7 protein-coding genes are annotated in these 13,944 nt (G+C 32.1%); 2 read left to right on the top strand and 5 right to left on the bottom strand.

Annotated features, from left to right (window positions below):
- Positions 1 to 3 precede the first annotated feature (3 nt).
- A complete protein-coding gene (locus tag KM029_RS11325; RefSeq protein ID WP_144073388.1) occupies positions 4 to 1,542 on the bottom strand; it encodes a hypothetical protein in 1,539 nt (512 codons plus the stop codon).
- Between the two features lie 274 nt (positions 1,543 to 1,816).
- Between KM029_RS11325 and KM029_RS11320 the strand changes: the two genes are divergently transcribed.
- Entirely contained in the window at positions 1,817 to 2,788 is a 972-nt protein-coding gene (locus KM029_RS11320) for an ROK family protein (protein WP_144073387.1), read from the top strand.
- A 134-nt stretch (positions 2,789 to 2,922) separates the two neighbouring features.
- Here KM029_RS11320 and KM029_RS11315 read toward each other — a convergent pair whose 3' ends face one another.
- From KM029_RS11315 to KM029_RS11300, 4 genes are all read right to left on the bottom strand, one after another.
- Complete coding sequence (locus KM029_RS11315) at positions 2,923 to 4,143, bottom strand: hypothetical protein (protein WP_144073386.1); 1,221 nt, start codon at positions 4,141 to 4,143, stop codon at positions 2,923 to 2,925.
- 38 nt (positions 4,144 to 4,181) lie between these two features.
- Positions 4,182 to 6,932: a TonB-dependent receptor gene (locus KM029_RS11310; protein WP_144073385.1), complete on the bottom strand. Its 2,751-nt coding sequence runs from the start codon at positions 6,930 to 6,932 to the stop codon at positions 4,182 to 4,184.
- A gap of 227 nt (positions 6,933 to 7,159) precedes the next feature.
- Positions 7,160 to 10,318, bottom strand: a complete 3,159-nt coding sequence (locus tag KM029_RS11305; protein ID WP_144073384.1) for a hypothetical protein — start codon at positions 10,316 to 10,318, stop codon at positions 7,160 to 7,162.
- An 86-nt stretch (positions 10,319 to 10,404) separates the two neighbouring features.
- The gene (locus tag KM029_RS11300) at positions 10,405 to 11,919 is read right to left on the bottom strand and encodes a DUF5723 family protein (protein ID WP_144073383.1); all 1,515 of its coding nucleotides are present in this window, start codon (positions 11,917 to 11,919) and stop codon (positions 10,405 to 10,407) included.
- A 313-nt stretch (positions 11,920 to 12,232) separates the two neighbouring features.
- Here KM029_RS11300 and KM029_RS11295 point away from each other — a divergent pair, with 313 nt between their 5' ends.
- Positions 12,233 to 13,894 carry a S41 family peptidase gene (locus KM029_RS11295; RefSeq protein WP_144073382.1) on the top strand — a complete coding sequence of 554 codons (1,662 nt, stop codon included), beginning with the start codon at positions 12,233 to 12,235 and terminating at the stop codon, positions 13,892 to 13,894.
- Positions 13,895 to 13,944: the final 50 nt, after the last annotated feature.

The raw sequence follows: 13,944 nt of genomic DNA, 5'->3' as shown, positions 1-13,944 counted from the left end.
GGTTTATTTTTTTGTAGTAAGAATAAGCATTTCACGTGCAGACAATTTTACGAATAGTGGATGATTAATACCTATTCTATGATGTTTATTTTTTGGTAATATCATTGAATTGAATTTTAAAATAGTGTCATCTTGACCTATAGAAAAACTATAAAAGGTTTTATCTACTATGTTATCTGTAAAATTGATTTCTACATACTCATCACGATCAGTTAAATTAGACAGCAAAATTACGTAATCATTATTGTTTATAGTACCGACACCTTTGATTTTTTGATGATTATTATTAGTTAACTTAATTACTTGAGACCCTCTAGGTAAATTTTTACTTATCCATGACCAAGAGAAATACCAAGGCCTCAATTTCATATCAGATGGATTATTAAATAGTGTATCAGATAAGCTATTCCACATTCCATATTTTATCAGTTGATTTTTATTTCCATCATTTGCTTCAGTAAACATTGCATCATCTAAATGCCAAGCAATAATACCATCAGCTTTAGCTTGAAGTAATTGAATAACTGCATCGGATGTATAAATTGCATAATCATTTTGATAAACTTTCATTTGTGATAGCCTACTAGCGTGCTCATCTAGAGCTATTAAGCTGTCATTATAATAACTCTCTTCGGAGTTTTTTTGAGGACGTATTCCAAATTCAGAAATAATTAATGGTTTGTTTTTTTGTTTAATTATTTTTTTATCTAAGTTAAAAACTGTCGAAAGTGAATTAGAAAGTATATTGTTTTCTGATGGGTAAACTTGAATATCTATTGCATCATATACTGTATCTGAAAGACTTTTTTGAAGCCAATCTAAACTTGTTAATCCATTTTTAGAATAATGTAATAGAGGGTCTATACTAGGACCTAAAAGTGATAGTTGTTGATTTATATTTACCTTTTCAAATTCTTTTTTTACTAACGATATGGCAGTGTGGTATTGATTATAATCTCCTTTTGTATTCGCTGTTATTGTATTAGGTTTATTTATTAATGAATAAAATTTGATACAAGTATATTTTTTCTTGACAATGAGGTGATGCATGTATTTCCCAATCATTTTAACCCATATAGAATATTGATTATTTCTTAACTGCCAAGGTGGATTCCATTCACCCATTATTACAGTAATGCTATTCTCTTGGCAATAATCTAGTACCTGATAAAGAGCATGCATTTCCATTCTATCAAAGTTTATATTAGGAGTACTTTGATTTATTATTCCTCTAAAATAACGTTGTTCTGCATGGTCTAAAATTCTTATAAATTGGGGTTTCATATAATCTAACCTCTTATAAAGAAACTCCCACCTTTTTTTATCCATCATAATATTTCCCCATTTATCTTGGTTTGCATCTGCATGTGGATAAGTAGACCATTGCACACCTAAACCTAAGAAATTGGTGTTAATAACTTCAGAATTATCAAAGGTTAAAATAGTTGTAGGTAATTCCGATTCTGAGCAAGATGAAAGACAGAGTATTAATGTACAGATGAAGACTGTAATAGGGTTGGTTCTAAATTTACTTTTAACCATAGTTTTTAAGAAGTAATAAAGAGAAGTTTCGATATATAAATATCAATTAAAAAAGAGAAAGTGATTAGGCATTTTGATAGGAATGATAGTATTTTTCTAAGTTGAATGGATAAACAAGATAAATTTTTGCGAGAATTATGATAAAAATCCTCTTTCAATGAGATTTTGTAATGAAAATCATTTCTTAATAAAAAAAGTTTTATGATTTTCAGCCTGCGATTGAGAAATCACAAAAATTAAACGAACACTTTCTAAAAAAAATTATAGACTTATCATGACAACAGTAACATTAGGTATTGATGTTGGTGGAACTAACACAAAAATCGGTTTTGTGGATCGCCACGGTAGATGTTTAGCAAGTACTCATATCTCAACAGGTGCTGATGAACCATTTTCTAATTTCTTAGAAAACGTTTTCAAAACAGTAAAAGCTCTTTCTAAAGAAGCAGGAGATATTGAAATGGTAGCCGTAGGTATTGGAGCACCAAATGCTAACTACTATACAGGTAAGATTGAAGAGGCTGTTAACCTTAAAGGTTGGGGTAAAGAAGTTGCTATTGCAGATTTAATGGAAGAGCACTTTAAAGTACCAGTTGCTATTACAAATGATGCAAATGCAGCTGCACTTGGTGAAATGAAATTTGGTGTTGCACAAGGAATGAAAAACTTTATTGTTGCTACATTAGGTACTGGTTTAGGTAGTGGTATTATTGTAAATGGAGATCTTCTTTACGGACATGATGGTTTTGCAGGTGAGCTAGGCCATATTACTGTAGTAGAAGAAGGAAGAACTTGTGGTTGTGGACGTAGAGGTTGTTTAGAAACTTATGTTTCTGCAACTGGTATTAAGCGTACAATGTTCGAATTATTAGCAGATAGCAACGGAAACAGTGCTTTGGCAAATAAGAACTTTGAAACTTTAACAGCTAAAGATATTTTTGATGCAGCTGAAGCAGGTGATGAACTTGCAAAAGAAGCATTTGAAGTAACTGGTGAAATTCTTGGTAAATCTTTAGCAGATGCAATTGCTATTTTTAGCCCAGAAGCTATCGTATTATTTGGTGGTTTAGCATCAGCTGGTGATTATATCACTAAGCCAACTCGTAGAGCAATGGAAGAAAATTGTTTACACATTTTTAAGGGTAAAACTCGTTTGGTAGTTTCTAACTTAGAAGGTGATAATACAGCAATTTTAGGTTCTTCTGCTTTAGCTTGGCAAGAATATGAGAAAAAGCAAAATGCTTAATTAGTATTTTGCTTGAATATAAAAGAATCCCTTCTAGATACTAGAAGGGATTTTTGCTTTTTGTGATATTGGAACGGTTCTATTAAATAGAATTCTCACCTTCTATAGAATAGAGTTCTTACAGTAGCAAATTTTTATCTACTCTCTTTATATTCAATTGGAGTAGTAGCATCTGATACTTTTATATCAGAAATAATAAAAGAATTTTCAGCCTCTTTACCATCCTCAGGAAAGTAGGAAGCATGTACATGCGTTAAAGTGATATCATGTTCAATACTAACACCTGTTGGGTAGCCTTGTACAATAATATTCTCAATTTTTACTTTTGTTCCTTCACGTAGTTTTAAACCTTGGCTATTACTAGCTCCTTGGTTAATTAACGTTACATTTTTAAGAGTAGGGAAAGAAAAAGGTTCCATTGCATTATTAGCTTGGTTGTTATCACCCTCTAATCCTCTATCACCTTGTGTTACATTTTCGCCATATAAGTTTGTTGCAGTACCTACCCAACCTTCTGTCCAATCAAAAGAATCATCTCCATTGTCTGTTGAAACTAAGTTTTCAGCATTTACAGTACCACCAAACCATTCAAAACCATCATCAGCACCTTTATGAGCTTGTAGATTTTTTATAACAGTACCTGTACCTACGCCATTAAAAGTAAATCCATTATGTTCTTTATCAGCTGTAATTTGGTTTCCTCCAAATTCTAAACGGATATATTCTAGAACTCCAGAGTTATCATTAGGTTGATTACCTCCATACCAAATACCATCACCAGCTACCTCTGGCGTTGCTCTTCCAGATTCATCACCATTATTAATTGGTGCATGTCCGTTAATAATTATTCCACCCCAAGAACCAGGAGCACCTATTGATGAAGCTTTTTCTGTTGTAAAGACAATCATATTTTGTGCAGTACCTTGAGCAATAATTTTAGCATCTTGCTCAATCATTAGGTAAGAAACACCAGGTTCGTCTGGGTCAACAATTTTCACACCTTCTTCAATAGTTAATGTAGCACCAGCTTTTACATGCACACCACCTTTTAAAAAATGAACGGAATTAGCAAGTAACGTTAAATCAGAAGTGATATCTCCTTCTAAAATACCAGCATTAGTTACATCTACATCAGTACCAGAATAATCTGCAGATACAGCCCAAGATGGTTTTTCCCATCCAGAAGCAGATTCACTATCAATATTTATTGGGTTATTAGCATTTAAAAAATTAGCTAATTCAGTACCATTAATACCATCATCTGGGGTAGGTGTATTATTTTCTTTTTCACAAGATGAAAATAATGTAGACGCAAGAATTCCCGCCACGAATAAATTTTTTGTGTAGTTTTTCATTCTAATAGAAGTGATTTTGATTAATAATTAAGTTTATTTTAAAATGTATAAGATAGCCCTATACTAAATTCTGTTCCTCTTTTATAAGAAGAAATTGGTTTAATAACACCACCTTCAAACTCCTGGTATCTTTCAATACTTGGGTTCAAGAGGTTTTTAGCTGATATATTAAAACTTAGGTTGTCTTTAATTTTATTTCTGATGATAAAGTCTAATGTTCCAAATGACTTCTCATAAATATCACCTGCTCCATATGAACCAGAAGCATATAATCGATCTCCAAATGTTGTATAAGCTATGGTGAAAATTGAATTTATATTACCTCCAAACCACTCTTGATTATACCCCATATTTGCATTTAGAATATAAGGTGAAGCACCTTGAAGTTCCCTTTCTCGATTGGTTACAACAGTACTTACATTATCTCCAATTCTCATTTTTGAGTACATTAATGTTCCATTAAAACCAACAGATAATTTATCTAGTAACGGGTTGCCATTGTTGATTATATTTCCAACATTTTTCTGAAATTCTAATTCTACACCTGCAACTACTGCAGAACCTACATTCTCATAAGTATATAAAGTTCCTGCTGCTGGTTTAGTAACTCTTTCAATAGGGTTGTCTAAAAGTTTCCCGAATACACCAATAGAAAACAATTCACCTGAATTTGGGAAGATTTCATATTTTAAATCAAGGTTATAATTTTCGGAATTCTTTAAATTAGGATTACCAATAATAGATTCCCCACCTGCCACACTTTGGTATTCAAAAGGAATAATTTCTCTCATTCCTGGTCGAGTAATCGTTTTACTTGCTGCTAATCGTAAATTGGATTTATCATTTACAGCATATTTTAAATTTGCTGAAGGTAAGAATTCTACCGTTTCATAGGTGTTTTCTCTAAAAGGGGCATCGAGAGCATCTTGTCTCAATCTATATTTTACGTATTGTCGTCCAATTTCAGTACGTACACCAACATTCATCTTTAATTTGCTTGGTATTATTTCGTAGTCATAGCCAGTATAAAAGGCATGAATATCCATTTGAGCATTGAAATAAGTATCTGCAACTTCGTATGGACGATACTCCAAAGTACCATCTTGAAGCCATTTATTAATTTGATCGTTTGGGTTATTACTATCAATACCATTAGCTCCAGATCCATAAATTCCAGTTTGATACCATTCAAAATCTCTATTTTTTGATTTACCCTGATATCCAATTCTAATAGTGCTTCTATAGGTATCGTTATTGCCATTGAAAGCACCAAATCCATAACTTAGTTCTCCTTTGGTTCCATATTCAATCTCATTCATATCACCCCAATAACGATGATTATCAATTGGATTAAGTGTAAATAAATTTACATTTGGTCCTTTACCATCAAAAAGTAATTGTTTACGATCGGGTTCTTGACTTCCAGTTTGAGAACGTGAAACTCCCCAGGTTAATTTTAATCTGTCATTTTCTAAAAATGAGTGATCACCAGTTAATTGAGCTACCCAAATTGTATTTTGTAAGTAGGTATTTCGTCTTATAAAAAGATTTTCTTGATCAAAATCTCTGTGGTATCCAAAGTTCTCATCTACCGAGTTAAAAGACTCATTAACGAATATATTATTGATATTGATTTTATGACGATTATTGATTTTAAAAGTCATGTTTGCTAACGCAGAGGTATTTGTAGAATAAATCCATTGATCTCTTTGATAATCTACAGTAGGGCTAGCTTGTGCATTATATGCCGCATATTTACCGCTTAGATGTTCGTACTTATTGTTGTGAGCAAGAGAAGCGACAAAACCGAACCCTCCTTCGTTGCCAATATTCCAAAATTTACCACCCGAGGCATTAAAATTAATAGCCATTGGTGCTTTATTTACAGTTGGTGACCAAGATGTTTCATAACCTCCTTGTTCTCCACCAATAACAGGTGGAACACCATTTGTGGGCATGTCTCTACCATTTCCTGTAAAACCTAAACCTTCAAATTGACCATCAGGTTGGGTTTTAAAATCTTGGAATGTAGCTTGAGTATTGTAACTTCCAGAAACTCCTACAGTAAAGAAGGGATCATCTGGGTAATCTTTTAATTTAATATCAACATTTGCTCCTGCAAAATCGCCATATAACTCTGGAGATGCTGTTTTAGATACACTAATATTTTTCACAATATCTGAAGGGAAAATTGAAAGTGGTATCATTTTTAAATCCGGATTTGTTGAAGGAATTGGTAAACCGTTCATAGTTGCATTATTGTATCGATCTCCAAGACCCCTTACAAATAATCCTTTACCGTTAACTTTTGTAACTCCAGAAATTTGAGTCATGGCTCCTTCCACATCCGAAATACCTTTCACAGACATTTCTTCAGCACCAATTGATTGTAGCATAACATCGGCATTTTTTCTTTCTACCATTAATGCTTGTGCACTTTCGGTATTTGCTTTTGCTATAATTTCTACTGCTTCTAATTCTTGTGCGTCAACTTGTAGTGAGAATGAAAGTTGTTGTGTAGAATTTGTAGAAATATTTATCAATTTAGATGCAGTTTGGTACCCTATAAAAGAGGCAATAATTGTATGAGACCCTTCGGCTGCATTAAACGAAAATTTACCAAATACATCTGTTGATGCTCCTATTGTAGTGCCTTTTATTATTACACTCGCACCAATAATTTCTTCTCCAGATTCGGCATCAATTACGGTTCCTGATATAGTTCCATTTTGTGCCCATGTTCCAATACTGAATGAAGTGAATAAAATTAGGATAAGTATATTCTTCATTATTTGTTCTTGTTATTATGGGAGCAAAAGTAGGTTTAGAAAGTTTCCTCCTCTTCTATAAATAATGAATTTTAGATGAATTGAAAATGATGTGTATGATGTTAATATTAAAGTGTTAATTAATTGATAATGTGTGGTTTGTTATTTATAAAATGATTGTAAATAAAAAAATCCTTTATTTTCAGATTACTGAAATAAAGGATTTTTGAATATATTTTTTATAGATTTTATTTTACATTTTTATAAACAACTATATCTGTTTTCAATGCTTTTGATATATTGCCATTCTCATCTTTAAAGCGGACATAGACATTTTGTCGGCCTCTACCTGCTAATTTATAGGGAACTTCAGGTTTATAACTAATCCATTGAGCTTCTGAAAAATTTTCAGAACTAGATAATTGCATTTCAATAGTATCATCAGATACTTTTGTTTGAACAGTTACATTTTCAGTATCAGTTCCTGTAGCACCATTGTTTATTGATAATTTAAATAAAATAGGATGACTAGTATCTAAAATTATTTTTGAATGTAAAGGTGCTGATTGAGTACCGGCTACATTTCTTACTTTTACATACACTTTTGCTTCACCATCTTTATTTTCTAACTTCCATTTTTTAGTATGCCTGTAAGGTTCCCATGTGCAAGGGGATGCAAAGCTATAATCATTTGAAATTATCATTTCATCGGCATCTTCTGCAGTAATTTTTAATTGAACTTCAAGTTTATTTGTCATTAACTCATGTCCATTAATTACAATTTCAGATACATTAGGTAAAGTTCTATCTAATGTGATTTTACCCCTAGCTTCAAAAGATTCATTACCAGCGTAATCATAGAATTTACCATAAATTACTTTATCTCCATCTCCCTCTGTGAGTGTCCATTTCACTCTAGATCTATAATGCATCCAAATACCATCAGAAAGATCTGGGTTATTTGAAATGATCATATAGTCTGCACCATTACAGATAGGGTTAATGATTACCTGTCTACTTTCATTTTTAGTAAAAGCTTTGTTCTCATTTATAATAATTCTGGGGTGAGTCGGAGGATCTCTATCCCAAATAATATTTTTCTTAATTATTCTTGTAATATTATCGTGATCATCCTTAAACTGTATATAGATTACCTTTTTACCTTCATCACCTTTTAATGCATAATTGTAATGTTCAGCGAAAGGAACCCACTCTGAATTTTGCCAAGTTGGATTATCCGCTATTCGCATAAAATATGCTGAATCAGCTGACATTTCCATATCAAGGGCAACATCTCTTATAAATGTATAATTTCTTGGAGTTGCTATTTGTCCTGTAGACTCAGGAACATTAATTTTGACATGTAAATTCTGAGGAGAGGTTGCATCAAAGTAAATCTCCTTACTTAATGGTTCTGAAATATTACCTGCAAAATCTTTAAAACGAATATATAAGGTTCTGTATCCAATTGGACCTCTTTTAACACTCATTCCATAGAAAAATGGTAATTCTGTATAAGGTTTCCATGAAGCAGAATAAAAAGTAGAATCTTCAGTTAACTGCATGGCTACGGCATCTTCTGCTTTTACAGTAACTGTATAATCTTTAGTATAATAAATACGAGATTCAGTAGGTAATACTTTTAAATTGAACTGGACATTATATGGAGGAGTTTTATCCCAATTAATTTTATCATTAACTGTAATACTTTGTGTTTCTGTTGCCGTTTTAAACTTAGCATAGATGGTTTTTACTCCATCAGGATCATTTAAAAAGTAAGTAAGGCGGTTGGTGTATTCTATCCACTCTGCATCACTGAAATTCGGGTCTGAACTGACCATCATTTTTGTAGCGTTTAAGCAAAATAAAGAAAGTATCACTTTACCATCTTGTGTAGTGTTATACTCTTTGTTATTGTCGATTGTGACTCTAGGACTTAGAGGCCTAATTTCTTGATAAATTGTAGCTTCAGATATTTCTGATAAATTTCTTGCTCTATCTCTAAACTGAACTTTTATTTTGTAATCACCTCCTCGAGTACCTAAAAACAATTTTAGGGGTTTAGTTGAGTATTCTCTCCAGTGTGCTCTCTCAAAGTTTTCTTCTAATGCGATTTTCATCATAAGAGCATCTTTAGCAGTTACTCTTACTTCGATCTCAGAATCTTTTGTTTTTGTAATATTTCCTTTTATAAATATTTGTCCATCTGTAGGAGGGTCTTTATCATATTTTATTGATGCTTTAATAGGTGTAGATTGGTTTTTAGCTCGATCTCTATAAGACACCCAAACATCTCTGATACCTGTTTCTCCTTCTTTTAGTTTCCAAATTTTAATTTTTGAAATAGGTTCCCATTCACTGGCAGTATCGAAATCTTTATCATTTGCAATTCGCATTTCTACTGCTTCTGTAGCGTGAAGTTGTAAGGTTACGTTTAATGATTTCGTATATTCATCTCCATCATTAATAGCTATTCTTGGGTTAATTGGTGGTTTAGTATCAACATAAATTGATGTATAAATTGTTGATGACTCATTACCTGCTTTATCTCTAAATCTAATATATACTCTTTTGTAACCTTCAAAGATGTCATCTTCCATTACCCAATCATCAAGATAGTCAGTATATCTTCTCCATTTATGACCATAGAAGTTCATACTGTTACTGATCTTCATGTATTCAGCACCATCAGCCATCATTTCTAAACCCACATTTCTATTGTGCTGGTTTACATATTTAATATTTCTTTCTTTATCAACAACTGCAAATTCTGGGAGAATTTCTATTGACTTAGGTTTTGGAGCTTTACTATCTAGTTTAATATGGTCTGTATAAACTTTAGTTTCGTTACCTGCAGTATCCTTAAATTTCACATAGATCTTTTTAATGCCATCTCCAGATGGTAGTAACCAAGAGTGAACATGTTTTCTGAAAGGAACCCAATCGTTTCTATTAAAAACAGTTGAATTACTAATATTCATCCAAGTGGCTCCTTCACATTTTAAGTCTATTTCTACTTTTCTATATTTAGTATAATTACCTCTAGAAAAGTTAACTCTACCTCTATTAGAAGGTGGTTTAGTGTCTAAAATTGTATAGGCAACAAAAGTATCTGTAATTGTACCGTCTCGGAGTTGAAACTTTACAAAAACTTCTTTTTCACCATCACCTTCAGGTAACTTAAAAAAATATGTTTTTTGATAATTAATCCAGTCTGCACCATAAAAGTCAAAATTATCACTGACTTTCATTTTATAGGCATCTGAAATATTAATGTTTAATTGTACTTCTTGTTTATTCGTTAATTCACCTTCTGCAATAGAAACACCCATTTGAGCGTAACTATTTTGAAGAGAAAATAGAAGAATAAAGTAAAAGGAAAATATATAATAAAATCTTTGTGTCATAACCTCAAGGTATCTTTAAAGGTACTACTGCAAATATTGGGCAATAAAATAAGAACTGTAATACGCTGAGGTGTAATCTTTAAAAACTATATTTTGAAACGTAAGAATCCTCCTGCAATTGAGATAGTACTACCGTCTGTATTTTGAGAAAAATAAGATAGAACATCATGAGTAGAAATACCTGCTTCGTAACCACCTTTTCTAGAAAAATAAGTAATACCTAATGGAACGTTGATATTTTCGTTGTTGCCTCCATAGTTTAAACCAGAAGAGAAAGAGAACAATTTGAAAGGTTTAAAGTCTCCACCAATTGCGTAAAAAGGATTTTCTAAATTACCAGCAGCATCATTCTGAGGTAAAATTACATCAACACCAACATGCACAAGTCGGAAAAATTCATAACTAGCACCAATACGAATAACCGTTGGTAAATCAACAGTTTCATCAACGGTTTTTGTTTCCCAATCTAATGGTGAATTTGTACCTGCAAATTGGAAGGCACTTTGGTCATTAATCAGAAAGTTGTAATTATCTAACCCTTGTCCACTTATTGATGCTAAATCTCCATCATTAATAGAGTATACATCTCCAGACCATGTCATTTTACCAAAATTTGATATTGATGCACCGATTCTGAAATTTCTTTTAATCACGAAAGTTAACCCTGCGTCTAATCCCCAACCATGTCCAGCAGGTTCTGGGTTAATAATTTTCTGACCCATTGATCTGTTATCAGCATCTAATGGACCATTAGAAGATGTATTACTTAAGCTAGTAGCAGAAAGTACATCTTGTGGATTAACAAATGAAGATGAAAATATTGGGCTATTCCATGTTCCATTGTTATCGACTTCAAAATCAAGAATTAATAAACCTTGTAAATATCTAGCACCAATACCCCCATAAATTTGTAGATCGTATGTTTCTAGAAGTTGTGCACCCCAAGAAGCATTATATTCTCTTACCCAAGTAGATTTTGCATTTGTACCACTAAGAACTTCGCTATAAGATTTTGCATCATCAGGGTTTTCAAACTGACCTCCAATAACTTGATTACGTTGTTCTTCTGTTAAGTCGCCTGATCCTGTATGTCTAGGGTTATCGATAATATCACCATTAGCCATTTTTAATTTTGGAAAATAGCTACTTGCTGCACCAAAAAACATTATTTCTGCAGCGAATTCATTTGTAGTTGTACGTGTATGAATATTATCTCTGATACTAACAGCAACACCACCCCATTTTTTAGGGAGTTTCATGCTAGCGCCAAATAGCATAACACTGGCATCTACTGTTGTAGTTTTATCACTAAATTTTTCTACAGCATCATTTTTTTGAGCAGTATTAAATCTTGTAGTTTTATAATCTGTAATAGAATTCAAGAGTTCACTTGTACTAATAGCTTCCGATGAGAAAGAAATATTAGTCTCTAATAATCCAAAAGTAAATTTAGGATCTCTGTAATTTTTTGTGATACCTAAGTTTGCAGGGTTAATACCAATACTTTGGTAATCCGTAACGAACGTAGTTCCAACGCCCCCTCTACCAGTAACAGAATAGACACTCCCTTCCATTTGAGCAAAAAGGTCTGTCGGTAGCATAAATAATAGAGTCGAAATACATATATATATGACTACTGAAGTATAGGTTTTCATATCAGTTTGAAGATAGTTTTTTGGTATCATTTATTTGAAAGTGCAATATGAAGAATGTTTACCAATATGTTAAGAAACGTAAATATAATTAATACTCCAATTTTTCTCTAAGAAATATGAAAATAAGTAAGTAATTCTTAAATTAAATTAGTTATTCATTTTGCTGTAAATTTGATTAAAATTGTCTTACTTTTATATATAGCATGAGGAATTCACGAAATAATGCTACTTTCCACGTCCTAAATCAGTTGTCAAAAATATGAATAAAAGTAAAAAACTTTTTTTATTAGCCTTAGTTAGTTCGCTATCAATTTTGTTCTTCTCATTCTCTAGTGAGAAGGTTAGTAATCATTATTTTGAGATTGCTAAGAACATGAAAATATTTGCTCAACTATATCAAGAGGTAAATACTTATTATGTGGATGATGTAAATCCAACCGAAATGATGACAACTGGTATTGAAGCCATGTTAGCAACATTAGACCCCTACACAAATTATATTCCTGAAGATCGCATTGAAGATTTTAGAACAATGACTACAGGAGAATATGGAGGATTAGGAGTAGTAGTTGGAAACAGAGATGGAAATATTACAGTAATTCTTCCTAACGAAGGATATCCAGCATATGACGCGGGTCTTCAAATTGGAGATATTATTGAAAAAGTTGATGGTACTGACATTCATGATAAAAATACACATGAGATTAGTAAATATCTTAAAGGACAAGCCGGTAGCGAAGTTGTCTTAACTATAAAAAGATATGGGGTAGATCAACCTTTTGATGTAAATGTAAAGCGTGAAAAAATCCAAATTAATAATGTTCCATATTATGGCATGGTTAAAGATGATATCGGATTAATTCAATTATCTGATTTTACACGTAATGCAAGTACAGAAGTGGCTGATGCTGTTTCTGAGTTAAAAGATAGAGGAGCAAAAAAAATCATTTTAGATTTACGTGGTAACCCTGGTGGATTATTAAACGAGGCTGTAAATATTGTAAACTTATTTGTACCTAAAGGTTCTGATGTTGTATATACAAAAGGACGTATTGAAGATTGGAACAAAACATACAAAGCATTAAATGCACCCTTAGATACTGAAATTCCAATGGCAGTATTAATTAATGGTGGTAGTGCATCTGCTGCAGAGATTGTTTCTGGATCAATTCAAGATTATGACAGAGGAGTATTATTAGGTTCTAGATCATTTGGTAAAGGCTTAGTACAAGCTACAAGACCATTAGATTATAATTCAAGATTAAAAGTAACCGTTGCTAAATATTACATTCCAAGTGGACGTTGTATTCAAGCAATTGATTATAGCCATAGAAATGAAGATGGAGAAGCAATAGTTGTAGCAGACTCTTTGAGAGAGAAATTTAAAACAGCAAATGGTAGAGAAGTTTTAGATGGAGGAGGAGTTGCTCCAGATATTAAAGTAAAACCATTCAACTTTGCACAAATATCAGTGAGTTTAATACTTAAAGGTTTAATCTTTGATTATGCTACTAAATTTCACCATGATAATAAGTCTATTGTAGCAGCAAGAGATTTTAATTTATCCGATGCTCAATTTGATGATTTTGTTACTTGGCTTAAAGATAAGGATTATGGTTACCAAACTAAAGTTGAAGTAACAATGGAAGATCTTGAAGAGAGTGCTAAAGAAGATAAATACTACGATGATATTCAAGCAGAAATTAACGCATTGAAAAAGAAGATTTATCATAATAAAGAATCTGATGTTATAAAGTTTAAATCAGAAATTAGAGATGTTTTAGAAGCAGAAATCTGTAAAAGATATTATCTAGAAGCTGGAGAAATAGAATCTACATTTACAGCAGATTTAGATGTTATTGAGGCAGTTAATGTTTTAAACGACTCAGAACGTTATAATAAAATCTTACAGGGTAACTAATCTATTAGAACACCAATAAGATTTTCAAAAGGCTACCATTTTTGGTAGTC

Source organism: Flammeovirga kamogawensis, assembly GCF_018736065.1.
Lineage (GTDB): Bacteria > Bacteroidota > Bacteroidia > Cytophagales > Flammeovirgaceae > Flammeovirga > Flammeovirga kamogawensis.
The sequence above is the reverse complement of the archived record's forward strand: the minus strand, read 5'-3'. Positions and strand labels throughout refer to the sequence as shown.